This window comes from Xanthomonas sp. DAR 35659 (assembly GCF_041242975.1).
Taxonomy (GTDB): Bacteria; Pseudomonadota; Gammaproteobacteria; order Xanthomonadales; family Xanthomonadaceae; genus Xanthomonas_A; species Xanthomonas_A medicagonis.
In genome coordinates, this window is sequence record NZ_CP162488.1 from 2,969,694 (window position 1) to 2,991,694 (window position 22,001).

A 22,001-nucleotide genomic window follows, 5' to 3' on the forward strand; every position below is an offset into this window, starting at 1 on the left:
GGGCCGCGCCGCGTAGCGCAGCGCCATGCAGCGCCGCGCTATGCCAGCGCGGCGCTCAACCCGGCGCGCGCTCCGGATACAGGCGCCGGGCCGCGTTGCGCAACGCCAGCAGGACGCGTTCGGCGCCCGGCGGCAGCAGGTAATCGCGACGGCGGATGATGCCGAACGATTCCATCCGCACGCCCAGCGCGATCGGCAGCACGGTCAGCAGCTTGGCCTGCACGTACGGCGCCACCGCTTCGGCCGGCAATGCCGCGAGCAGGTCGCTCCCGCGCAGCAGGCTGGTCATCACCGGCAACGACGAGGTCTCGATGACGTTCTGCGGCGTGGGGATGCCGTGTTCCATGAACATGGCATCCAGCCGCGCGCGCAGCACGCTCTCCACCGGCGGCAACACCCAGCCGTAGCGCCCCAGGTCGGCATGGCGCAGGTCGGCGCGCGCCGACAGCGGATGCCCGGCGCGCGCCACCGCCGAATGCGGCTCGTCGGCCAGCGGCTCGAATTCCAGTTCGTCGCTGCCGTACGGCCCGAGGATGCGGCCGATGACGATGTCCAACTGGCCGTCCAGCAGCTTGGCCACCAACGGCCGGCTGTAGTCCATCTCCACCCGCACCAGCACGCCGGGGAACTCGCGCTTGACCTCGGCGATCGCCTGCGGGACCAGGTTGGTGCCCGGATTGACCACGGTGCCGATCGAGACCTGGCCCATGCGTCCCTCGCGCAGCGCCGCGATCTCTTCCTGCGCGCGGCCGATCTCCGACATCGCCGCGCGCGCGCGGCGGATCAGCACCTGCCCGTACCAGGTCGGCTCCACCCCGCGCGCATGGCGCTCGAACAGCCGGACCCCGAGCAGGTCCTCCATCTCCGCCAGCAGCTTGGACGCCGCCGGCTGGGTCATGCTCGCCGCCTCGGCCGCGCGCAGCACCGAGCGATGTTCGTGCAATTGCAGCAGCAACAGCAGGTGGCGGGTCTTCAGGCGGGCGGCGTTGAACCAGGGATTGGCGGAAGCGGTCATGGGGGCGAGGTCCTGAAAGGTCTGGATGCGTATTCACCGAGGGAATAGCATATGGCTAAAATTTCATTTGCCGTGCATATCTTCACACGCGCAGGCTATCGGCCAATCGCGGCTGCGGCCGCGGTCCGTCCCACTGCCACACCCCGCCTCGTACCGGCGCCGGCGCACGCCGACATCGATGGGCCGGACGCTCCGCCAGCGCGACCACCGCCGGCGCGCGCCGCGTTCGTCGCCAAACGGGACGGCCGCCCGGCACCGCGTCCCACCGCGCGCGGGCGACATCGTGGTGGACGCCTTCCGTTGCCCGCTGCCAGGTAAGCCGATGTCCGCCCTGTCCCCGTTCCAGCTTCCCCTGATCGCGATCCTGCGCGGCATCGCCCCCGACGAGGTGCTGGCGCACGTCGGCGCGCTGGCCGAGGCCGGCTACGACGCGATCGAGATCCCGCTCAACTCGCCGCGCTGGGAAACCAGCATCGGCGCCGCCGCGCAGGCCTTCGGCCAGCGCTGCTGGATCGGCGGCGGCACGGTGCTGACGATCGCCGAGGTCGACACCCTCGCCGACCTCGGCGCGCGCTTCATCGTCACCCCCAACACGCGGCCGCCGGTGATCCGCCACGCGGTCGCGCGCGGCCTGCAGGTGGTGGCCGGCTTCGCCACCGCCACCGAAGCGTTCGACGCGCTCGACGCCGGCGCGCAGATGCTCAAGCTGTTCCCCGCCGCCACCTACGGCCCCGGCCACCTGCGCGCGCTGCGCGCGGTGCTGCCGGCGACGGTGCCGCTGTTCGTGGTCGGCGGCGTCAGCACCGACACTCTGGGCAGCTATCTGGCGGCTGGCGCGCTCGGCGCCGGCATCGGCGGCGAGCTGTACCGGCCCGGCCAGGCGCTCGCACAGACCCGGGCGCAGGCCGCCGCCTTCCGCCAAGCCTATCTGGACCACGCATGAAGATCGTCCGCCTCACCACCTACCACGCCGCGCCGCGCTGGCTGTTCCTGAAGATCGAGACCGACGAGGGCATCACCGGCTGGGGCGAACCGGTCATCGAAGGCCGCGCGCGCAGCGTCGACGCCGCGGTGCACGAACTCGGCGGCTACCTGATCGGCAAGGACCCGGCGCGGATCAACGACCTGTGGCAGCTGCTGTACCGCAGCGGCTTCTACCGCGGCGGGCCGATCCTGATGAGCGCCATCGCCGGCATCGACCAGGCGCTGTGGGACATCAAGGGCAAGACCCTGGGCGTGCCGGTGTACGAACTGCTCGGCGGCCTGGTGCGCGACCGCATGAAGACCTACCGCTGGGTCGGCGGCGACCGCCCGGCGGCGACCATCGCGCAGATCCAGGGCTACCGCGAGCTGGGCTTCGACACCTTCAAGTTCAACGGCACCGAGGAGATGAAGCTGATCGACGGGCCGCGCGCGGTGGACGCGGCGCTGGCCAAGGTCGCGCAGATCCGCGAGGCGTTCGGCACCAGCATCGACTTCGGCATCGACTTCCACGGCCGCGTCGCCGCGCCGATGGCACGCGTGCTGCTGCGCGAACTGGAGCCGTTCAAGCCGCTGTTCGTCGAGGAACCGGTGCTGCCGGAACTGGCCGAGTACTACCCGCGCCTGGCCGCGTCCACGCCGATCCCGCTGGCCGCCGGCGAACGCATGTTCTCGCGCTTCGATTTCAAGCCGGTGCTGCAGGCCGGCGGCCTGTCGCTGCTGCAGCCGGACCTGTCGCACGCCGGCGGCATCACCGAATGCCTGAAGATCGCCAGCATGGCCGACGCCTACGACGTGGGCCTGGCGCCGCACTGCCCGCTCGGCCCGGTCGCGCTGGCCGCCTGCCTGCAGGTGGATTTCGTCTCGCACAACGCGGTGCTGCAGGAACAGAGCATCGGCATCCACTACAACGAAGGCGCCGACCTGCTCGACTACGTGATCAACAAGGACGACTTCGCCTGCGACGACAGCGGTAGCATTGCCGCCCTGCCCAAGCCCGGCCTGGGCGTGGAAATCGACGAGGAGCGCCTGCGCCATGCCCACCAGAACCCACCCGACTGGCACAACCCCGTCTGGCGCCACGCCGACGGCAGCATCGCCGAATGGTGAGCCGATGAGCGCGACGCCAGCGCCGGCGCACACCGCCACGCTCGCCTTGGACAGCCGCTGCACCCACGGCGAAGGCGTGGTCTGGTGCGAACGTCGGCAGGTGCTGTTCTGGGTCGACATCGACGGGCGCCAGCTGTGGCGGCACGATCCGGCCAGCGGCGCCACCCGCCACTGGGCCCTGCCCGACCGCCCCGGCTGCCTGGGCCTGTACGACGACGGCCGCCTGCTGCTGGCGCTGGCCAAGGGCGTGTACGCCGCCGATCCCGACGCCAGCCCCGACCAGGCCGGCGAACTGCCGCTGCACAAGCTGGCCGACCTGGAACCCGAGCGCGACGACACCCGCAGCAACGACGGCCGCGCCGACCGCCACGGCAACTTCGTGTTCGGCACCATGAGCGAGCGCGCCGACCAGGCGCCGGTCGGCAGCTTCTACCAGTGGTCCACGCGCCACGGCCTGCGCCGCCTGCCGCTGCCGGGCGTGGCCATTCCCAACGCGATCTGCTTCAGCGCCGACGGCCGCACCCTGTACTACTGCGACTCGGTGCGTCCGCAGATCCTGTGCTGCGACTACGACCCGATCGCTGCGCAGACCAGCAACAGCCGCGTGTTCGCCGAGCTCGACCATCCCGGCGCCGAACCCGACGGCGCCATCGTCGATGCCGAAGGCCACCTGTGGAACGCGCAATGGCGCGCCTGGCGCGTGGTCCGCTACCGGCCCGACGGCAGTATCGAGCGCCGCGTCGCGCTGCCGGTCAAGCATCCCACCTGCCCCGCGCTGGGCGGCGCCGACGGCCGCACGCTGTACCTGAGCACCTCGCGCATCGACCATGCCGACGACGAGCTGGCGCGCACCCCGCAGGCCGGCGGCCTGTTCGTCGCGGCGGTCGGCATCGCCGGCCTGCCGGAAGGACGCATCGCCAGCGCATGATCGCCATCGATTGGGGCACCAGCAGCCTGCGCGGCTACCGCCTGGCGGCCGACGGCCGCGTGCTCGCGCAACGCCGCAGCGACCAGGGCATCGGTGCCAGCCAGGGCCGTTTCGCCGCCACCCTGGCGGCGTTGATCGACGGCTGGCCGGGCGACGTCGTGCTGTGCGGCATGATCGGCAGCCGCAACGGCTGGATCGAACTGCCGTACGTGCCCTGCCCGGCCGACGCCGCGGCGCTGGCCGCGGCGATGCAGCCGCTGCAGGACCCCGCCCTGCCCGGGCGCACGCTGTGGTTCGTGCCCGGCGTGGCCAGCAGCGCCGAGGCGGTCCCGGACGTGATGCGCGGCGAGGAGACCCAACTGATCGGGCTGCTCGACGTCCTCGCGCAGGAGGCGCAGGGCGTCGGCCGCCACAGCGTGTGCCTGCCCGGCACCCACAGCAAATGGGTCGATCTGCAACACGGCCGCATCGCCGCCCTGGCGACGATGATGACCGGCGAGTTGTACGCGCTGCTGCGCCAGCACAGCCTGCTGGCGCGGCTGATGGAGGCCGACGACGCGCACTTCGACAGCGCCGGCTTCGACGCCGGCCTGCAGCGCAGCGGCGAACCCGGCGGGCTGCTGCACCACCTGTTCGGCGTGCGCAGCCTGGGCCTGTTCGAGCGCCTGAGCGCGGCCGCGGCGCCGTCCTACCTGTCCGGCCTGCTGATCGGCCACGAACTGCGCGCGCGCCTGCCACTGGCGCCGCAGGTGCACCTGATCGGTGGCAGCGGCCTGCTGGACCGCTACGCGCATGCGCTGCACGCGCTGGGCAGCCGGGCCCAGGCCCACCCGGAAGACCTCGCCGCGCGCGGCCTGTACCGCCTGGCGCGGCAGCGCGGCGGCATCGCCGACTGAGCGGGTGGGTGGCGGCCGACGCCCGGCGCCGCCATAGCCGCGCGCCGGTCCGTCGCTCCACCGAACCACGCCGTCTCCACGCAGCGGCGCCGACTGCTTTAGAATTGCCCGGTTAATCGCCGGATCGAACCATGCCTTTCGTCGTCACCGAAAACTGCATCAAGTGCAAATACACCGACTGCGTGGAAGTGTGCCCCGTGGATTGCTTCCACGCCGGCCCGAACTTCCTGGTGATCGATCCGGACGAATGCATCGACTGCACCCTGTGCGAGCCGGAATGCCCGGCCAACGCCATCTATCCCGAGGACGACGTGCCGGCCGGCCAGGAAGGCTTCGTCGCGCTCAACGCGGAACTGGCCAAGGCCTGGCCGGTGCTGACCACGCGTCAGGAGCCGCTGCCCGACGCCGCCGACTGGGACGGCAAGCCGAACAAGCTGCCGCTGCTGCAGAAGTAACGGGCGCGCGCCTTCGGCCCTCGGCGGCCAGCGGCTGTTGTAGGAGCGGCTTCAGCCGCGACAGGCTCCATCGGTAAAGCGGTCGCGGCTGAAGCCGCTCCTACAAAAAACTCCAGGAATGGTCGCATCGAGCGCAACGCGGCAAACCTCTGACAATCCCGCTGTTACCGAAAAGCAAAACGGGCGCCGCGAGGCGCCCGTTTCGTGTCTGTCGCCCTGGCGGCCGGCACCCACGCCGGCCACCCGCGCCGGCTCAATGGCCGAGCTTGGCCTTCAGCGCCGCGATCAGCTTGACCGGCGCTTCGCCGTTGGCCGGCATGCCCCGCGGGTCGACCGCCGACACGTAGACACCGGCATCCACCGCGACCACGCGGATCAGGAAGTTGCTGCCTTCGTAGGCCACGTCGTAGGAGCCCAGCACCTGCGCGCGGCTGGCGATGGTGACGCCCTCGATGCCGCCCAGCGCATCGCCGACCTGGCCGAACACCTGGTCACGCGCGCCCGGCACCACGAAGCCGCTACTGGACGCCGCCGGAGCCGCCTGGCCAGCCGCGGCGCCCGGGCGCTGCGCGGTCGAGGCCAGCGCCGGCACCTTCATCGCCGCCGAGGTATCCGGCGCGGTCAGGTCCGGCGGCACTTCCAGCGGACGCATTTCGGGCGCCGTCGCATAGTCGCCACGCGGCTTGCCCTTGTGGAACCAGCTGCAGCCGCTGGTGGCCGCGACCATGGTGGTCGCCAGCACGGCGGCCGACAGCACGCGGACGTAGGGAACGGAAGCACGCATCGATTCAATCTCCTGAGGTCAGGCCGCGAGCGTTTCGCGGCTGGATAGTTCTTCCAACGCCGCGGCGTCGGCGGCGAGACGGTCGGCCGTGGCCTGGTGCGCCGCGGACAGCGGCAGCAGCGGCAGCCGCAGGCCCTGGCCGATGCCGGCGCGCTGCAGCAGCGCCTTGACCGGAATCGGGTTGGACTCGACGCCGCAGAAGGCGTGGAACGGCTGCAGCCGTGCGTCCCAGGCCTGCGCCGGCTCGGCGCGCTGCGCGCGCGCCAGGTCGCACAGGCGCCGGTAGGCGGCGGGCAAGGCATTGGAGGCGACCGAGATCAGCCCGTCGTAGCCGGCCAGCATGGCCTGCGCGGCGCTGCCGTCGTCGCCGCTGAGCACGGCGAACCGCTCGCTGCGCAAGGCCGCCAGCGCGGCGATGCGCTGCGGGTCGCTGCTGGCGTCCTTGATGCCGACGATGTTGGGATGCTGCGCCAACTGCGCCACCGTCTCCGGCACCAGGTCGCAGCCGGTGCGCCCGGGCACGTTGTACAGCACCACCGGCAGGCCGCCCTGCTCGGCCACCTGCAGATAGTGCGCAAGCAGCCCGGCCTGGGTCGGACGCACGTACGGCGGGGTCACCACCAGCGCGTACTGCGCACCGTTGGCGGCGGCGCGGCGGGTCAGCGCCACGGTCTTGGCGGTGCCGGACAGGCCGGTCCCGGCCAGCACCGGCACGCGCCCGCCGATCGCCTGCACCGCCTCGCGCAGGATGCGGTCGTACTCCTCGTCCAGCAGCGTGGCCGCCTCACCGGTCGATCCGGCCACCACCACGCCCTGCACGCCGCCATCCAGCTGCCGTTTGAGCAGCCGTTGCCAGGCGTCGAGGTCGAGGTCGCCGTCGCCCTGGAAGGGCGTGGCCAGAGCGGTGATGATGCCGAAGAGGGACAAGATGCCGGGTGCTCGCTGGAAGTGAGGGCCGCGTGCGGCCTGCACGGATGGGATTCGTCCCGCATGTTACTTGCGGCCCGAAAGCGCGGGCAAGTATGCTGCGCACTGCACCGGGCGACCGCCCGGACGCCGTTCAGCCTTACGCAATGCCGGAAGCCCCTTTGACAGACACCACGCCCCGGCCCGCGCCGACCGAAAACCACCTCCTGATCAACGCCTACACGACGCATCCGGAGTCGCCGCTGCTGCCGGTGACGCGCCGCATCGCCGACAGCGGCTGCAATCTGGTCGATGCGCGCCTGGCCACGGTCGGCCGCGACGTGTCGGTGACCGCGCTGGCCACCGGCTCGTGGGATTCGGTGGCCAAGCTGGAAGCCATGCTGACCCGCCTGGACCGCGAGGAAGGCATGAAGCTGGTGTGGTACCGCACCGGCGCCAAGCAGGCGCAGTCCAACCTGCTGCCCTATATCGTCGAGGTCATCGCCGCCGACAAGCCGGGCATCCTGTTCCAGTTGGCGGATTTCTTCGATCGCCAGGGCATCACCATCGAGAACCTGCAGAGCACGCGCTACCGCGCCATGCAGACCGGCGCGGAGATGTTCTCGGCGCAGGTGACGATCGGGGTGCCGGCGAACATGCACATCGCCGCGTTGCGCGACGACTTCCTCGAGTTCTGCGACCACCTCAACCTGGACGCGATCATGGACCCGATGAAGTTCTGAGCCATGCTGGACATCGACGCACGCCAACGCCGATGATGGCGATGCACGCGGAGGACACCCGATGAAGGACGGCGACACCCTGGACCGCACCACGCTGGCCTTGCCGCTGGCGCTGTCCGGCGGCGCCAGCGCCACGCTCGGCGATTACGCCGGCCGCTGGCTGGTGCTGTATTTCTACCCCAAGGACAGCACCCCCGGCTGCACCACCGAGGGCATCGACTTCAACGCCTTGTTGCCGCAGTTCAAGCAGGCCAACGCCGCCGTGCTCGGGGTCTCGCGCGACTCGGTGAAGTCGCACGACACGTTCTGCGCCAAGCAGGGCTTCCGCTTCCCGCTGGTCAGCGACGCCGACGAGGCCCTGTGCCGCGCCTTCGACGTGATCAAGGAAAAGAACATGTACGGCCGCCAGGTGCTCGGCATCGAGCGCAGCACCTTCCTGATCTCGCCCTCGGGCCGGCTGCTGCGCAGCTGGCGCAAGGTCAAGGTTCCCGGCCACGCCCAGGCCGTGTTCGACGCACTGCAGGCCGCCGCCCAGCAGTGATCATTCGCGTTTCCCGCACGCCGCATCCCCCTGCCCCGTGCAGGCGGTGATGGTCTTTCCCTGCTCCATTTCCAGGAATCCACGATGACCCGAGGCAAGCGCATCTACGTGCTGGATACCAACGTGCTGATGCACGACCCGACCGCGCTGTTCAAGTTCGAGGAGCACGACGTGTTCCTGCCGATGCAGGTGATCGAGGAGCTGGACAACGCCAAGAAGGGCATGTCCGAAGTCAGCCGCAACGCGCGCCAGGTCAGCCGCTTCCTCAATGAACTGATCGAGGGCGCCGGCGCCGAGCAGATCGAGTCGGGCATCCCGCTCAGCCATCCGCAGGGGATCCAGCTCAAGAGCAGCGGCAGCATCGGCCGGCTGTACTTCCAGACCCGTCCGGTCGAGCCCGGACGCAGTTTCGGTACCGTGGCGCCGGACAACAAGATCCTGGCGTCGGTGCTGGCGCTGCGCGAGGAGGGCCCGGAAACGCCGGTGATCCTGGTGTCCAAGGACATCAACCTGCGGATCAAGGCGGCGATCAGCGGCCTGGTCGCCGAGGACTACGAGAACGACCGCGCGCTGGACGATTTCAGCCTGCTCTACACCGGCGCGATCGAGCTGCCGGAGGATTTCTGGCAGAAGCACAACCAGGACCTGCGCAGTTGGAGCGACAAGGGCCGCACCTGCTACGAGATCGCGCTGGCCAACGACGAGGACTGGTATCCGAACCAGTACCTGTACCTGCCCGGCGAGGACGAAGTGGAACTGCGCGTGGTCAAGGTCAACGCCGAGCGCAAGGCGACGCTGGCGCTGGTCGACGATTTCCGCAGCGGCCAGCACGCGGTGTGGGGCATCGCCGCGCGCAACCGCGAGCAGAACTTCGCGCTCAACGCGCTGATGGACCCGGAGATCGACTTCGTCACCCTGCTCGGCACCGCCGGCACCGGCAAGACCCTGCTGGCGCTGGCCGCGGGCCTGGCGCAGACCATGGACCAGCAGCGCTACCGCGAGATCATCATGACCCGCGCCACGGTCAGCGTCGGCGAGGACATCGGCTTCCTGCCCGGCACCGAGGAAGAGAAGATGACGCCGTGGATGGGCGCGCTGACCGACAACCTGGAAGTGCTGACCCACAACCAGGACGGCGGCGCCTGGGGCCGCGCGGCGACCAACGACCTGCTCGCCAGCCGGATCAAGATCCGCTCGATGAACTTCATGCGCGGGCGCACCTTCCTGTCGCGCTACCTGATCCTGGACGAAGCGCAGAACCTGACGCCCAAGCAGATGAAGACCCTGATCACCCGCGCCGGTCCCGGTACCAAGATCGTGTGCCTGGGCAACGTCGAACAGATCGACACGCCCTACCTCACCGAAACCACCTCCGGCCTGACCTACGCGGTGGACCGCTTCAAGGCCTGGCCGCACAGCGCGCACATCACCCTGCGCCGCGGCGAGCGCTCGCGCCTGGCCGACTACGCCTCGGAGGTGCTGTGAACGCCGCCGGCGCGCGCCTGGCCGGCGTGGCCCTGGCGTTGGCCCTGCTCGGCGCGTGCACCACCACGCGCGGGCCGGTCAGCGTGCCGACCGCGATCAAGGCCGGACAGTCGTGGATCGTCACCCGCAACAGCACCGCCGCGCAGGTGCTCGACACCTGTTCGCGCGACAGCCCGGCGCGCCACGACGGCGCGGTGAGCGGCTACTGGGTGCCGACCGTGGAGCAGATCGCGCAACTGGAGACCCGGCTGGCACAACTGCAACCGACCATCCCCGATCCGGCCAGCTACGACCGCCAGTACGTCGGCATCCTCTACAACGGCAAGCAGGCGATCTACGTCAACGCGTTCAAGCCGCACGACGACAGCGACCTGGATCCCAGCGTCGATGCGGTGCGCGTGTGCGGCGGCGGCAGCGGCTTCTGGGGCGCGGTGTTCGATCCGGCCAGCGGCGCCTTCTCCGAGATCGCCAGCAACGGCGCCAAGTAGGCCACCGCGCATGCGCCGCCCGCCTTCGTTCCGTCCGTCGCGCACCGCGCGCGGGCACGGCGCCGGCGCATGAACTTCGAATTGCCGCGCTGGGCCTGGGCGTTCGCCGGCGCGCTGGCCTGCGTCGCCGGCATGGTCAACGTGGTCGGCTATCTCGGCTTCGAGCACCAGGCCGTGACCCACCTGACCGGCACCACCACCCTGCTCGGCGCGGCGCTGGCGGCGGGCGACCTGCGCACGATCGGCAACCTGGTCGGCGTGGTACTGGCCTTCCTCGGCGGCGCGGTGCTCAGCGGCATCGTGATCCAGGACAGCCGCCTGCGCCTGGGCCGTCGCTACGGCGTGGCGCTTGCCCTGGAAGCATTGCTGCTGCTGGCGGCGATGCAGGCGTTCAAGCAACAGCAGATCCTCGGCGCCCTGCTCGCCGCCACCGCCTGCGGCCTGCAGAACGCGATGACCACCACCTACAGCGGCGCGGTGGTGCGCACCACCCACCTGACCGGCATGTTCACCGACCTGGGCATCGGCCTGGGCCAGGCGCTGCGCGGCCTGCCGCTGCCGCGCCGGCGCATCCGCCTGACCCTGCTGATCATCGGCGGTTTCCTCTCCGGCGGCGTGCTCGGCGCGCTGGCCTATCGCCAGGTCGGCTTCGATGCGCTGCTGGCGCCGGCGCTGCTGACCGGGGTGGTCGGCAGCGTCTACGGACTGCAGGCGCACTACCGGCGCCGCGAGCGCTGAACGCGCGGTCGCCAAGCCGCGACCGGCGCTGCACAATCGGCGCATGAGCGCACCCACCGTCGTCTCCGCACTGAGCATCGCCGGCACCGATTCGGGCGGCGGCGCCGGCATCCAGGCCGATCTGAAGACCTTCGCCGCGCACCGCGTGCATGGCCTAGCGGCCGTGGCCGCGCTGACCGCGCAGCACACCCGCGGGGTCGAGGCCGTGCACGTACCGCCGCTGCCGTTCCTGCGCGCGCAACTCGACGCCTGCTTCGCCGATTTCGACATCGCCGCGGTCAAGCTCGGCATGCTCGCCAATGCCGCGGTGATCCACCTGGTCGCCGATGCGCTGGAAGAATACCGGCCGCCGTTCGTGGTGCTGGACCCGGTGATGGTCGCCACCAGCGGCGCCAAGCTGCTCGAGGACGACGCGCTGGATGCGCTGCGCCAGCGCCTGCTGCCGCTGGCGACGCTGGTCACGCCGAACGCGCCCGAGGCGCAACTGCTGCTGGGACGCAGCATCGAGAACGCCGACGACGCCGAACACGCCACCGCCGCGCTGCTCGCGGCCGGCGCGCAGGCGGTGCTGCTCAAGGGCGGCCACCTCGCCGAAGGCGCACGGGTGATCGACCGCTACGACGATGGCGTCAGCCGCAGCGAGTTCCGCCACGCGCGGCTGCCGCTGCAGGCGCACGGCACCGGTTGCACCCTGGCCGCGGCGATCGCCGCACAGCTGTGCCAGGGCCTGGCGTTGCCGGCGGCCTGCGAGGCGGCGATCGACTATGTCGCCCGCGCACTGCAGGGCGGCTACCGCCCCGGCCGCAGCGACATCGTGGTTCTCGATCACATCGGCGCCGCACGCAGCGCATGAGCGCGCCCCCACCGCCGCACGAGGTGCTGCCAGCCAGCGCCGGCGACGGCCATCGCTGGAACGTGCTCGTGCGCATGCCTGCCGCGCCGCGGCGGGCACTGCTGTGGCTGCCCGCGCTCGGCGTCGCCGCGCGGCACTACCTGCCGTTCGCCGAGGCGCTGGCGGCACGCGACGTGGCGGTGTTCGTGCACGAGTGGCGCGGCAACGGCAGCAGCACGCTGCGGCCCTCGCGCGCCAGCGACTGGGGCTATCGGCAGTTGCTGTGCGAAGACCTGCCGGCCAGCCACGTGGCGCTCGCGCGGCACACCGCGCTGCCGCTGACCCTGGGCGGCCACAGCCTCGGCGGGCAGTTGGCCTGCTGCTACGCCGCGCTGCATCCGCAAGCCGCCGCACAGCTGTGGCTGGTCGCCAGCGGCACCCCGTACTGGCGCTGCTTCGCCCCGCCGCGCCGCTACCTGCTGCCGCTGGCATACCGCTTCCTGGCCTGGCTCGCGCAGCGTCAGGGCGTACTGCATGGACGCCGGCTCGGCTTCGGCAGCACCGAAGCGCGCTCGCTGATCGCCGACTGGGCGCGCGTGGGCCTGAGCAATCGCTATGCGGCGGCCGGCCTGGCCGTGGACCTGGAAGCGCTGCTGGCGCAACTGCAGGTGCCGGCGCGCGGCGTGCTGCTGCGGGACGACTGGATGGCGCCGGAAGCGTCGCTGCGCGCCTTGCTGCGCAAGCTCGCCTCACCGTCGCAGCTGCATGTGCTGGATGCGGCGCAGTTGGGCACCGCGGCCGATCACTTCGCCTGGATGAAGCAGCCGGCGGCGGTCGTGCAGGCACTGCTCGGCGCCGAACACTGAATTTTCTCCGCGGAGGGCATTGACGGGCCAGAGCGACTCGGACATAATTCCGCTCCTGACGACGCGCCCGTAGCTCAGTTGGATAGAGTACCTGGCTACGAACCAGGCGGTCGGGAGTTCGAATCTCTCCGGGCGCACCAGTCAGATGAAAAACGACAAGCCATCGCTTGTCGTTTTTTTTTGCCTTGCCGCTGCGCCGCGATCGCATCGAGACAGGACGCGGCAGCGCACGCGCGCCGCTGGCGTCATGCGGACGACACGCAGGTGTAGACGAATCGCCGCAAGTCGTGAATAATCCCGCGCCTGACGACGCGCCCGTAGCTCAGTTGGATAGAGTACCTGGCTACGAACCAGGCGGTCGGGAGTTCGAATCTCTCCGGGCGCACCAGTCAGATGAAAAACGACAAGCCAGCGCTTGTCGTTTTTTTTGCCTGCGCGATGGCGGCACGGCGCACCCGCCCGCCGCACGCAATCGCAGCCAGCCACTCAAAACGACAGAGCCTCACGCCCACCGACACATCGCATCGCGCGCACGATCGTGCGCTGCACCCACCGCCTCACGCGGCGATCTGGCGCTCCGCTGGCGGCGAGACCCCCGCCTCGCCCTCGCCCACCTCCACCACCTCGTAGCCGGCCGCGCGCCACGCCTCCAGGCCGCCGCGCAGCGGCAGTACGTCGGCGTAGTCGTGCTGGCGCAGCCGCGTGGCCAGCACCGCGGCCGAGACCTCGTTCGGGCAGGCGCAGTAGATGACGATCTTGCGCCCGCGCGGCAGCACCGCGAGGATCGCGTCCAGGCGTCGATCGTCCACTTCCAGCGCACCGGGAATCGCATACGGCTCGAGCGCGCGATAGCCCGGCGCGCGGATGTCCAACACCACCGGCACGGCCTCGCCCTGCATCAGCGCGTACAGTTCGTCCACGTCGATGCGCAACGTCTCCATCGACTTCAGCAGCGCATGCCGGCGCCAGGCGCGATAGCCCACGTACAGCGCCAGCAGGCCGGCCAGCAGCAGCACCGCGCGCGTGCCGAGCAGGCTCAACCAATCCAGCACGTCCTGCACCTGGTCGGCGAACAGCAGGCCGAGCAGCAAGCCGCCACCGGCCCACAGCGCCGCACCGAGCGCGTCGTAGCGCAGGAACGCGCCCGGACGCACGCGCATCGCCCCGGCCATCGGCACCGACACCATCGACAGGCCGGGCACGAACTTGGCCACCGTCAGCACACGTACGCCCCAGCGCGCGTAGAAGCGCTCGGTCTGCTTCATGCAGGTGTCGCGCGACAGCGACAGGCGGCACAGCGACTGCAAGGTGCGGTTGCCGTAGCGGCGCCCGGCGCCGAACCAGACCAGATCGCCGAGCAGGCTGGCCAGCATCGACACCGACAACGCCGCCAGCAACGCGCCCCACATCGCGGCGCCATCGAGCAGCGCATAGGTCGCGCCGACCAGGATCAGCGTCGGCAACGCCGGCACCGGCAACCCCAGCGACAGGGCCAGCACGTTGACGAAGACCAGGCCCAGGCCGTAACGCGCGATCAGATCCTGCATGGCCGTGCCTGCGCCTGGGGGAGAAAAGGGATGCGCCATTATCCTCCCGCCATCGCCGCCGGGCGCGCGCGGCGACGCACCACCGGCGGAACAGACCCGCCCACGCTCAGTCCAATCGCGCCTGCAGCCGCGCCAGCCACGCCTCGAACACCCCGGGCTTGCGCATGCGCGTGCGCCACCAGGCCAGCGCCGCGCCCTCCTCGCCGCTGCGCCAGGCCAACTGGAACACCTCGTCCGGCTTCGGTTCCTCGACCTGCTTGCGCACCAGCGCACCACGCGCCAGCGCCGCCCGCGCATAGGGCTCGGGCAGGAAACCGAAGCCGAGCCCGGCCAGTTGCAGCCGGTACTTGCTGGGCATGTCCGGCACGGTCAGCGCGTCCTGCCCGAACAACAACCCCACCGTGCGCGGCAACAACCGCCGCGCCGAATCGGCGACCGCGACCGCGCGGTGTTCGGCCAACTGGCTGCGGCCGAGCGGCTCGGCGGCCTGCGCCAGCGGATGCGTGGGCGCGACCACGAACACGAACGGCAGCGTGCCGAACGGCTCGGCGACATAACCGCCGCCGCTGGGGCCCTCCCCGGCCGCACCGATCAGCAAATCGACGCGCCGGTCCAGCAACGCCTCCCAGGTGCCGGACAGCGATTCCTGCACGATCCGCAATCGGGTCTGGTCGGCCACCGCGTAGAAGGCCGCCATGTCCTCGGCCAGGCAGTCCGGCGCGAACACCGAGTCCAGGCCCAGCGCGAATTCGGTCTCCCAACCGGAGGCGACGCGGCGCACGCGCAGCTCCAGATCGCTGGCCGCGCGCAGCAGATGCCGGCCCTCGCGCAGCAACTCCGCCCCGGCCGCGGTCAGCGCCACCTTCGGCCCGAGCCGCGTGAACAGCTGCACGCCCAGGTCCTCCTCCAGCTTGGCCACGGTGTAGGAAATGGTAGAGGGCACTTTGTACAGCGCCTTACCCGCGGCCGAGAACGAGCCCCGGCGGTCGATGGCGTCGAGGATCTGCAAGGCGTCGAGGCTGATCTTGAGCATTCGAATTTTTCGATGATAGATCCCGAATCTATCCGTTTTTCAAACCCGCGGCCAGTCTGGATACTTGTCCTCACTGCAAGGCGTCCGCGAAATACAGCAGATATCTCCGCCGCCCTGCTTTCGATCCAGTTGCACATCTCGCCACTACAGGAGCTTCTCATGCTGCAGATCCGCCCCAGCACCACCCGCGGCCGCGCCGAGCACGGCTGGCTGTCCTCGCGCCACACCTTCTCCTTCGGTCACTACCACGACCCGCGCTACATGGGCTTCGGGCCGCTGCGGGTGATCAACGAGGATCGCGTGACGCCGGGCCAGGGCTTCGGCACCCACGCGCACCGCGACATGGAGATCCTGTCCTATGTGGTCGACGGCGCGCTGGAGCACAAGGACAGCATGGGCAACGGTTCGGTGCTGCGCTACGGCGACGTGCAGCGCATGAGCGCCGGCTCCGGAGTGACCCATAGCGAGTTCAACCACTCCGCCAGCGAGCCGGTGCACTTCCTGCAGATCTGGTTGCTGCCCGAACGCGCCGGGATCGAACCCGGCTACGAGGAAAAGCACTTTGCGCCTGAGAGCAAGCGCGGCCAGTTGCGCCTGATCGCCGCCCCGCAGGGCGAGGACGGCGCGGTGAAGATCCACCAGGATGCGCGCATCTATGCGGCGATCCTGGATGGCGAGGAGCGCATCGACTACCCCCTGGCCGCCGGGCGCGGCGCCTACGTGCAGGTCATCCGCGGCACGCTGACGGTCAATGGCCAGACGCTGCAGGCCGGCGACGCGGCGCAGGCGGTGGACGAGGCGCAGTTGCGCTTCGCCGATGCGCAGGACACGGAATTCCTGCTGTTCGACCTGCCGCGCTAAGTTCCGCATCACGCAAGGACATGCGCACTGCAGAGCCCGCCAGGATGGCGGGCTCGTTCGTTTGGGCGAGGCTTGTTCGCAGGTCCGCCGCATCGCGCGGCGAGCGCTCTTCCACGCGATCTCATTCGACGCCATGTCGCATGCAGCGAGGGACCGCGTTGCGTGTGACATCTGCGGGCCTGTACCAGCCGAGGCCAGATTGCGGGAAACGGCCCGTTTCGCGGCATGGATCGCATTGGCCGATCGCCCGAAGGGAATCAGCCCGCCGCTAGTCGGCGCCGGGCCGCCGAAGCGGAGATGATCCCGACACACGCGCCATCGTCGCGCCTGCACAAGACGCGTTGGCTGCCGCGCCTTGCGGACGACCGGCTACAGACCGCTGCACCCCACTTCGGCCTGATGGACTCCGCCGCCTCCGATGGCGCCATGGGCGCAGCCACACCTCAGTACGCCACCGCGCCCACCACCTCAGGCAGATAGAACACGCGCATATCGCCCCACTCTCTGGACGTCGTCCATGGGCACCTGCACTCCATTAGAATTCGGCGACCCAGCCACCTGGACGAGGGATGCAGCATGCGGCCTCGTGAGCCAGGAAGATGGGAGGATTGCGCCGCTACTTGCCTGGCACCCCGACAATCGAGCACATGCTCGGGAATGGCGAACCGTCGAAGCAGTAGCGCACGGATCGATCGCGGAGCGGGCAACCGCTCCGTGCCAAATGGACGATGTGACACAGGGAGGCCACGGCCACATGGCGATCAAACACCAGGACGTTCTGAGGCTGCTGGCGGCCGACGGGCTTGTCGAAGCCATCGATCACGACGTGCGGTACTGCGCACTCATGGCCCGACTTCCGCCGGAAGCCGCCAGCCTCCAACCCGCGCAGATCGGCGCGGACGTGATCGACGCAGTGCTATTGCGCTGGAACTGTGCGCTGCAAGCCGATCCGTCGGACGTGCCACCGCTTTACGTGCACAAGGCCGCCCTCGCCCTCGCGGTCTGCCTGCATCGGCAGGGCTTCGGCGACACGCAGCCCACCGCCGCAGCGGTAGCCGCGGTCGAGGCCTTGAATGCAGCGGTGGCACTGAGCGATGCCTTCTATCGCCGCAGCCCCGAGATCATCGCCCTGTTGCATAGCCCCGCAGTGATGCCGGCGCGACGCCCCTCGACGCCCAAACAGCAAGCCGCTTGGCGCGCGGGCGATGTGGTGGCGATGCAAGTCGCGGGTCGCTACCACGCGTTCTATGTGCTGCAAGTCAGTCACGGTGCGCCGATCGTGGAATTCTACGACATCGAACAGGACTCGCCGTTCACCTGGGAACAACTGCGCGATGTGGCGGCCCGTGGCCAGCGCCTGAGCGATGGACGCCACTTCGTGCGTCGCTACGAAATGTTTGCCATGAGCCAGCAACCCGATCCGGCCCACCAGTTCCGCCTACTGGCCAGTGGCATTGCGCCAGGACCGGACAACCGACATCTGATCCCGACCGAAAGCCTGTGTACCGCCACCGATATCTTCTGCATGGCGCGCGAACTTCAGGCGCAGCGACAAGTCTGATTCGAGCGGACAGACAAGGGGGGACCGCGCCGCCGATCCTGCCGCTGCGCGTGCTCGTGGAGGCGACGCCTGGCCATCGGGTGAGCGTGATGAAACCGCTCACCCTGGGTCCTCGCGCGTCAATAGAGCCAGCGCGGGGACGCGGCCGTTTCCGGCCATTGGCGCACAGCACGCTCGCAGCGACACGCGAGGGACCCGCCCTCGACCGGCAGGACCCGGCGTCGCGACGCAACGCGCAGCAAGGTTCCAACTGCGCTCGCGCTTAGGCCGCGGCATCGTCCCCATAGTCGGGACAACGAAATTGAAGCGCCTACAGCGCACGGCTTCAGCCAGTTCCGCACAAGCCCCTCGCAAACTGCCCTGAGCGCAGCAGCACGGGCCTGCCGGACCGATACGAAACGCACAGCGCAACCCGTCCCGCACCTAAATGACACGGGCGCGCCTGTTCGATTTTCACTTGCGCCATACCGGCCCACGCGCAGCTTGGCGTTGCCCACTTGAGGGCTCACATACCGCGGAGTCGAGCATGGACAAGAATCGCACCGAAGGCGCCAAGAACCAGATCAAGGGCACCATCAAGGAAGTCGCCGGCAAGGTCACCGGCAACAAGATGAAGGAAGTCGAAGGCAAGATCCAAAAGGGCGCAGGCAAGGTGCAGAGCGAAGTGGGCAAGGCCCGGGATCGCGCGCGCGACTGAGCCCAGGCTTCACGGATTTCCCCGCTCTTCGAGATCGAGGAACTTCGAGTAGGACCAAGGCGAAGCATGCCCCAAGGCTGCGCATCGTCACAGACGCGCAGCCGCGCATGGCTCGGTCGTTCGATTGCATCTCACGCAGCGCCACGTTCGATGGCTGCGCGAACCAAGGCGACAGCAAACGCAACCTGCGCTGGAAGACAAATGCCTTGCTCATGCGGCGGGATGCCCTTCAACCCGCATGAGAACGCCGAGGCAAGTAGCCGGGACCAAAAAGAAAAACGCCCGCAAATTCTTGATTTGCGGGCGTTTCCTTGACACTGGCGGAGTGAGAGGGATTCGAACCCTCGATAGAGCTTTTGACCCTATACTCCCTTAGCAGGGGAGCCCCTTCAGCCGCTCGGGCATCACTCCGGATTCGTTCGCTGCGGATATTTCCGCGACCGGGCGCGAAGGATAACGGTTTGTGGTGTCTCAGGTAAACCCTTTCGATGCATCAATCGGCAGATTGGTCGCCATGGCCGCCGCCGCCGTGCGAGGTCGGCTCGTCGCCACGCTGGATGCGCTGGTAGATCTCTTCGCGGTGCACGGCGACGTCCTTCGGCGCGGTGATGCCGATGCGCACTTGATTGCCTTTGACCCCAAGCACCGTCACGGTGACCGAATCGCCGATCATCAAGGTTTCGCCTACCCGGCGAGTCAGGATCAACATTTTATAAATTCTCCAGGGAACCGGTGATTCAACCGGTATGGCGTCCCGCCAGCGGGCGCCTCAGAACGAAGGGGAAAAGAAGATCGATGTTAAGGGAAGCCGCGCCCCGCCAGCAAGGCAGGGCGGCTTCATGTTCAGGGGAGATGTTGCTTGACCCAGGCGGGTACGCCCTCGAGCGCAAGGGCAAGGGCGGGCCCGTCCTCGCCACCACCCTGGGCGAGGTCCGGGCGGCCGCCGCCCTTGCCCGAGATCTGACTGGCGATATGGGCCAACAGTTCCCCGGCCTTGACCCGCCCCATTGGGCTACCGTTCACGCCGGCCACCAGGGCCGCCTTGCCCTCGCTGGCCCCGGCCAGCACGATCACGCTGTCGCCCAACTGCTGCTTCAGACGGTCCATCGCCTCGCGCAACGCCTTGGCGTCGAAGCCTTCCAGACGCACGGCCAGGACCTTGACCCCATTCACATCCACCGCCGAGGCACCGAGATCGGCGGTGGCGCCGGACGCCAGCTTGGCCTTGAGCGCCTCCAGTTCGCGTTCCAGGCGCTTGTGCTTGTCGCCCAGCTGGCGAATCTTGTCGACCACGTCGCCAGCGCTGCCGCCAACCAGCTCGGCGGCCTCGCGCAACTTGGCCTCTTCCGCCGCGACGTGGTCCAGCGCGCCCTGCCCGGTCACCGCCTCGATGCGGCGCACGCCGGCGGACACGCCGCCTTCGCTGGTGATCTTGAACAGGCCGATATCGCCGGTCCGCGACACATGCGTGCCACCGCACAATTCGGTGGAATAGTCGCCCATCCGCAGCACGCGCACGCGTTCGCCGTACTTCTCGCCGAACAGCGCCATCGCGCCGAAATCCAGCGCTTCCTGCATGCCCATGTGGTGCACTTCGACCGCGTGGTTGGCGCGGACCTGCGCGTTGACCTTGCGCTCGATCACCGCCAGCTCCTCGGCGCTGACCGGCTGGAAATGGGAGAAATCGAAACGCAGGCGGTCGGGGGCGACCAGCGAGCCCTTCTGCTGCACGTGGGTGCCGAGCACTTCGCGCAGCGCGGCGTGCAGCAGATGGGTCGCGGAGTGGTTGAGAATGGTGGCGCCGCGGCGCGCGCTGTCGACCTGCGCCGACAGCGTGCTGCCGATCTGCAGGCGACCGCTGTGCAACTTGCCGACATGGCCGTGGAACTGGCCGGCGAACTTCTGCGTCTCCTCGACCTCGAACTGCACGCCGTCCGCGCCCAGTTGGCCCAAGTCACCGACCTGGCCGCCGGATTCGGCGTAGAACGGGGTGCGATCGAGCAGCACGATCGCCGCGTCGCCAGCCTCGACCGATTCGACCGGGCGTCCATCCTTCAACAGCGCGACCACCTTCAAGTCGTCGGCCTGCAGCGCGTCGTAGCCCAGGAACACCGTGGGCGCGAGCTGCGCCACCAGGTCCGCCGGCAGCGTGGTGCCGCCACCGAACTTGCCGGCCGCGCGCGCGGTCTCGCGCTGGCGCTCCATCGCGCTCTCGAAACCGGCCATGTCCACGTCCATGCCGCGCTCGCGGGCGATGTCGGCGGTGAGATCGACCGGGAAGCCATAGGTGTCGTACAGGCGGAAGGCGTCGGCACCGGGAATCGTGCCGCTGGCGCGCGCCGCGATCTCGTCGAAGATCTTCATGCCGGCGTCGAGGGTCTCGGCGAAACGCTCCTCCTCGGCCTGCAGCGCCCGTTGCACGGTCGACAGCGCCGCCGGCAATTCCGGGTACGCCTCGCCCATCAGGTCGGACAGGGTGGCCGCCATCTTGTGGAAGAACGGCTGGCGCACGCCAAGCATCCAGCCATGGCGCAGGGCGCGGCGGATGATCCGGCGCAACACGTAACCGCGCCCCTCGTTGGACGGCAGCACGCCGTCGACGATCAGGAACGAGCAGGCGCGGATGTGATCGGCGATCACGCGCAGCGACTTGTTCTCCAGGTCGGCCATGCCGGTCAGTTCGGAGGCGTGGCGGATCAGGGTCTGGAACAGGTCGATCTCGTAGTTGCTATGCACGTGCTGCAGGATCGCGGCCAGGCGCTCCAGGCCCATGCCGGTGTCCACGCAGGGCGCCGGCAACGGCACCAGGGTGCCATCGGGCTGGCGGTCGAACTGCATGAACACCAGGTTCCAGATTTCGATGAACCGGTCACCGTCCTCGTCCGGCGAGCCGGGAGGGCCACCGGCGATATGCGCGCCATGGTCGTAGAAGATCTCGGTGCACGGACCGCAGGGACCGGTGTCGGCCATCTGCCAGAAGTTGTCCGAGGCATACGGCGCGCCCTTGTTGTCGCCAATGCGCACGATCCGCTCCGGCGGCACGCCGATCATGTCGCGCCACAGCTCATAGGCCTGCTCGTCGGTATGGTAGACGGTGACCAGCAGGCGTTCGGCCGGCAGCTTCCAGACCTGGGTCAACAGTTCCCAGGCCCAGGCGATGGCGTCTTTCTTGAAATAGTCGCCGAACGACCAGTTGCCCAGCATTTCGAAGAAAGTGTGATGGCGTGCGGTATAGCCGACCGAATCCAGGTCGTTGTGCTTGCCGCCGGCACGCAGGCAGCGCTGCACGTCGGCCGCGCGCACGTAGCTGCGCTTCTCCGCGCCCAGGAACACGTCCTTGAACTGCACCATGCCGGAATTGGTGAACAGCAGCGTCGGATCGTTGCCCGGCACCAGGGGTGCGGACGGCACGACGGTGTGGCCCTTGCCCTTGAAGAACTCGAGGAAGTCGCTGCGGATCTGGGAGGTGGAGAATTTGGCGGGTGCGTTCATGGGCTGGCTGTAGACGAGCGGACGGATTTCCGGGCGTACCCC

The 22,001-nt window shown here is 69.2% G+C and carries 22 protein-coding genes and 3 tRNA genes; 17 read left to right on the forward strand and 8 right to left on the reverse strand.

Features of this window, described 5'->3' with window-relative positions; translation table 11 throughout:
- Nucleotides 1-55: 55 nt before the first annotated feature.
- Nucleotides 56-1,015 (reverse strand): LysR substrate-binding domain-containing protein, encoded by a 960-nt coding sequence (locus AB3X07_RS12445; protein ID WP_369938920.1) that lies wholly within the window; start codon nucleotides 1,013-1,015, stop codon nucleotides 56-58.
- Nucleotides 1,016-1,337: 322 nt separating this feature from the next.
- On the opposite strand from AB3X07_RS12445, the gene AB3X07_RS12450 reads away from it, so the two are divergent.
- From AB3X07_RS12450 to fdxA, 5 genes are all read left to right on the forward strand, one after another.
- A complete protein-coding gene (locus AB3X07_RS12450; protein WP_369938921.1) occupies nucleotides 1,338-1,958 on the forward strand; it encodes a 2-dehydro-3-deoxy-6-phosphogalactonate aldolase in 621 nt (206 codons plus the stop codon).
- On the forward strand, nucleotides 1,955-3,106 hold the full coding sequence (gene dgoD / locus AB3X07_RS12455; RefSeq protein ID WP_369938922.1) for a galactonate dehydratase: 1,152 nt from the start codon (nucleotides 1,955-1,957) through the stop codon (nucleotides 3,104-3,106). The genes AB3X07_RS12450 and dgoD overlap by 4 nt, the downstream gene beginning before the upstream one ends.
- Nucleotides 3,107-3,110: 4 nt before the next feature.
- On the forward strand, nucleotides 3,111-4,034 hold the full coding sequence (locus AB3X07_RS12460) for an SMP-30/gluconolactonase/LRE family protein (protein WP_369938923.1): 924 nt from the start codon (nucleotides 3,111-3,113) through the stop codon (nucleotides 4,032-4,034).
- A complete protein-coding gene (locus AB3X07_RS12465) occupies nucleotides 4,031-4,930 on the forward strand; it encodes a 2-dehydro-3-deoxygalactonokinase (RefSeq protein ID WP_369938924.1) in 900 nt (299 codons plus the stop codon). The genes AB3X07_RS12460 and AB3X07_RS12465 overlap by 4 nt, the downstream gene beginning before the upstream one ends.
- 131 nt (nucleotides 4,931-5,061) lie before the next feature.
- The gene (gene fdxA / locus AB3X07_RS12470; RefSeq protein WP_369938925.1) at nucleotides 5,062-5,385 is read left to right on the forward strand and encodes a ferredoxin FdxA; all 324 of its coding nucleotides are present in this window, start codon (nucleotides 5,062-5,064) and stop codon (nucleotides 5,383-5,385) included.
- A 253-nt stretch (nucleotides 5,386-5,638) separates the two neighbouring features.
- Here fdxA and AB3X07_RS12475 read toward each other — a convergent pair whose 3' ends face one another.
- Together AB3X07_RS12475 and dapA are read right to left on the reverse strand one after the other, a co-directional pair.
- Nucleotides 5,639-6,169: a hypothetical protein gene (locus tag AB3X07_RS12475; protein WP_369938926.1), complete on the reverse strand. Its 531-nt coding sequence runs from the start codon at nucleotides 6,167-6,169 to the stop codon at nucleotides 5,639-5,641.
- Nucleotides 6,170-6,187: 18 nt separating this feature from the next.
- The gene (gene dapA, locus AB3X07_RS12480) at nucleotides 6,188-7,096 is read right to left on the reverse strand and encodes a 4-hydroxy-tetrahydrodipicolinate synthase (protein ID WP_369938927.1); all 909 of its coding nucleotides are present in this window, start codon (nucleotides 7,094-7,096) and stop codon (nucleotides 6,188-6,190) included.
- Nucleotides 7,097-7,242: 146 nt separating this feature from the next.
- On the opposite strand from dapA, the gene AB3X07_RS12485 reads away from it, so the two are divergent.
- The 9 genes from AB3X07_RS12485 to AB3X07_RS12525 all read left to right on the forward strand — a co-directional run bounded on the left by AB3X07_RS12485 (nucleotide 7,243) and on the right by AB3X07_RS12525 (nucleotide 13,156).
- On the forward strand, nucleotides 7,243-7,818 hold the full coding sequence (locus AB3X07_RS12485) for a glycine cleavage system protein R (RefSeq protein ID WP_087943489.1): 576 nt from the start codon (nucleotides 7,243-7,245) through the stop codon (nucleotides 7,816-7,818).
- Between the two features lie 61 nt (nucleotides 7,819-7,879).
- Nucleotides 7,880-8,359, forward strand: coding sequence for a peroxiredoxin (locus tag AB3X07_RS12490; protein ID WP_369938928.1), 480 nt, complete (start codon nucleotides 7,880-7,882; stop codon nucleotides 8,357-8,359).
- An 84-nt stretch (nucleotides 8,360-8,443) separates the two neighbouring features.
- Nucleotides 8,444-9,844, forward strand: a complete 1,401-nt coding sequence (locus AB3X07_RS12495; protein ID WP_369938929.1) for a PhoH family protein — start codon at nucleotides 8,444-8,446, stop codon at nucleotides 9,842-9,844.
- Nucleotides 9,841-10,332, forward strand: a complete 492-nt coding sequence (locus tag AB3X07_RS12500; RefSeq protein WP_369938930.1) for a hypothetical protein — start codon at nucleotides 9,841-9,843, stop codon at nucleotides 10,330-10,332. The genes AB3X07_RS12495 and AB3X07_RS12500 overlap by 4 nt, the downstream gene beginning before the upstream one ends.
- 69 nt (nucleotides 10,333-10,401) lie before the next feature.
- A complete protein-coding gene (locus AB3X07_RS12505) occupies nucleotides 10,402-11,070 on the forward strand; it encodes a YoaK family protein (RefSeq protein WP_369938931.1) in 669 nt (222 codons plus the stop codon).
- A 43-nt stretch (nucleotides 11,071-11,113) separates the two neighbouring features.
- Nucleotides 11,114-11,923, forward strand: coding sequence for a bifunctional hydroxymethylpyrimidine kinase/phosphomethylpyrimidine kinase (gene thiD / locus AB3X07_RS12510; RefSeq protein ID WP_369938932.1), 810 nt, complete (start codon nucleotides 11,114-11,116; stop codon nucleotides 11,921-11,923).
- A complete protein-coding gene (locus tag AB3X07_RS12515) occupies nucleotides 11,920-12,768 on the forward strand; it encodes an alpha/beta fold hydrolase (RefSeq protein WP_369938933.1) in 849 nt (282 codons plus the stop codon). The genes thiD and AB3X07_RS12515 overlap by 4 nt, the downstream gene beginning before the upstream one ends.
- Before the next feature lie 63 nt (nucleotides 12,769-12,831).
- Nucleotides 12,832-12,908: transfer RNA gene (locus AB3X07_RS12520), tRNA-Arg, on the forward strand.
- 171 nt (nucleotides 12,909-13,079) lie between these two features.
- A tRNA-Arg gene (locus AB3X07_RS12525) sits at nucleotides 13,080-13,156 on the forward strand.
- A gap of 169 nt (nucleotides 13,157-13,325) precedes the next feature.
- Here the strand turns inward: AB3X07_RS12525 and AB3X07_RS12530 are convergent.
- Nucleotides 13,326-14,315: a DedA family protein/thiosulfate sulfurtransferase GlpE gene (locus AB3X07_RS12530; protein ID WP_369938934.1), complete on the reverse strand. Its 990-nt coding sequence runs from the start codon at nucleotides 14,313-14,315 to the stop codon at nucleotides 13,326-13,328.
- Between the two features lie 106 nt (nucleotides 14,316-14,421).
- Entirely contained in the window at nucleotides 14,422-15,348 is a 927-nt protein-coding gene (locus AB3X07_RS12535) for a LysR substrate-binding domain-containing protein (protein WP_369938935.1), read from the reverse strand.
- 159 nt (nucleotides 15,349-15,507) lie between these two features.
- Here AB3X07_RS12535 and AB3X07_RS12540 point away from each other — a divergent pair, with 159 nt between their 5' ends.
- The 3 genes from AB3X07_RS12540 (at nucleotide 15,508) to AB3X07_RS12550 (ending at nucleotide 18,467) form a co-directional block, all read left to right on the forward strand.
- Entirely contained in the window at nucleotides 15,508-16,209 is a 702-nt protein-coding gene (locus AB3X07_RS12540) for a pirin family protein (protein WP_369938936.1), read from the forward strand.
- A gap of 754 nt (nucleotides 16,210-16,963) precedes the next feature.
- Nucleotides 16,964-17,770, forward strand: a complete 807-nt coding sequence (locus tag AB3X07_RS12545; protein WP_369938937.1) for a hypothetical protein — start codon at nucleotides 16,964-16,966, stop codon at nucleotides 17,768-17,770.
- A 526-nt stretch (nucleotides 17,771-18,296) separates the two neighbouring features.
- Complete coding sequence (locus tag AB3X07_RS12550; protein ID WP_369938938.1) at nucleotides 18,297-18,467, forward strand: CsbD family protein; 171 nt, start codon at nucleotides 18,297-18,299, stop codon at nucleotides 18,465-18,467.
- A gap of 318 nt (nucleotides 18,468-18,785) precedes the next feature.
- On the opposite strand, the gene AB3X07_RS12555 is transcribed toward AB3X07_RS12550, so the two are convergent.
- The 3 genes from AB3X07_RS12555 to alaS form a co-directional block, all read right to left on the reverse strand.
- Nucleotides 18,786-18,878, reverse strand: a tRNA-Ser gene (locus AB3X07_RS12555).
- Nucleotides 18,879-18,960: 82 nt separating this feature from the next.
- Nucleotides 18,961-19,176 carry a carbon storage regulator CsrA gene (csrA, locus tag AB3X07_RS12560; protein WP_369938939.1) on the reverse strand — a complete coding sequence of 72 codons (216 nt, stop codon included), beginning with the start codon at nucleotides 19,174-19,176 and terminating at the stop codon, nucleotides 18,961-18,963.
- Between the two features lie 134 nt (nucleotides 19,177-19,310).
- Entirely contained in the window at nucleotides 19,311-21,959 is a 2,649-nt protein-coding gene (gene alaS, locus AB3X07_RS12565; RefSeq protein ID WP_369938940.1) for an alanine--tRNA ligase, read from the reverse strand.
- Nucleotides 21,960-22,001 lie beyond the last annotated feature (42 nt).

Coding starts and splice junctions, on each gene's coding strand:
- AB3X07_RS12445 (WP_369938920.1), bottom strand. CDS start 1,015: ATGACCGCTTCCGCCAATCCCTGGTTCAACGCCGCCCGCCTGAAGACC.
- AB3X07_RS12450 (WP_369938921.1), top strand. CDS start 1,338: ATGTCCGCCCTGTCCCCGTTCCAGCTTCCCCTGATCGCGATCCTGCGC.
- dgoD (WP_369938922.1), top strand. CDS start 1,955: ATGAAGATCGTCCGCCTCACCACCTACCACGCCGCGCCGCGCTGGCTG.
- AB3X07_RS12460 (WP_369938923.1), top strand. CDS start 3,111: ATGAGCGCGACGCCAGCGCCGGCGCACACCGCCACGCTCGCCTTGGAC.
- AB3X07_RS12465 (WP_369938924.1), top strand. CDS start 4,031: ATGATCGCCATCGATTGGGGCACCAGCAGCCTGCGCGGCTACCGCCTG.
- fdxA (WP_369938925.1), top strand. CDS start 5,062: ATGCCTTTCGTCGTCACCGAAAACTGCATCAAGTGCAAATACACCGAC.
- AB3X07_RS12475 (WP_369938926.1), bottom strand. CDS start 6,169: ATGCGTGCTTCCGTTCCCTACGTCCGCGTGCTGTCGGCCGCCGTGCTG.
- AB3X07_RS12485 (WP_087943489.1), top strand. CDS start 7,243: ATGCCGGAAGCCCCTTTGACAGACACCACGCCCCGGCCCGCGCCGACC.
- AB3X07_RS12490 (WP_369938928.1), top strand. CDS start 7,880: ATGAAGGACGGCGACACCCTGGACCGCACCACGCTGGCCTTGCCGCTG.
- AB3X07_RS12495 (WP_369938929.1), top strand. CDS start 8,444: ATGACCCGAGGCAAGCGCATCTACGTGCTGGATACCAACGTGCTGATG.
- AB3X07_RS12505 (WP_369938931.1), top strand. CDS start 10,402: ATGAACTTCGAATTGCCGCGCTGGGCCTGGGCGTTCGCCGGCGCGCTG.
- thiD (WP_369938932.1), top strand. CDS start 11,114: ATGAGCGCACCCACCGTCGTCTCCGCACTGAGCATCGCCGGCACCGAT.
- AB3X07_RS12515 (WP_369938933.1), top strand. CDS start 11,920: ATGAGCGCGCCCCCACCGCCGCACGAGGTGCTGCCAGCCAGCGCCGGC.
- AB3X07_RS12530 (WP_369938934.1), bottom strand. CDS start 14,315: ATGCAGGATCTGATCGCGCGTTACGGCCTGGGCCTGGTCTTCGTCAAC.
- AB3X07_RS12535 (WP_369938935.1), bottom strand. CDS start 15,348: ATGCTCAAGATCAGCCTCGACGCCTTGCAGATCCTCGACGCCATCGAC.
- AB3X07_RS12540 (WP_369938936.1), top strand. CDS start 15,508: ATGCTGCAGATCCGCCCCAGCACCACCCGCGGCCGCGCCGAGCACGGC.
- AB3X07_RS12545 (WP_369938937.1), top strand. CDS start 16,964: ATGGCGATCAAACACCAGGACGTTCTGAGGCTGCTGGCGGCCGACGGG.
- AB3X07_RS12550 (WP_369938938.1), top strand. CDS start 18,297: ATGGACAAGAATCGCACCGAAGGCGCCAAGAACCAGATCAAGGGCACC.
- csrA (WP_369938939.1), bottom strand. CDS start 19,176: ATGTTGATCCTGACTCGCCGGGTAGGCGAAACCTTGATGATCGGCGAT.
- alaS (WP_369938940.1), bottom strand. CDS start 21,959: ATGAACGCACCCGCCAAATTCTCCACCTCCCAGATCCGCAGCGACTTC.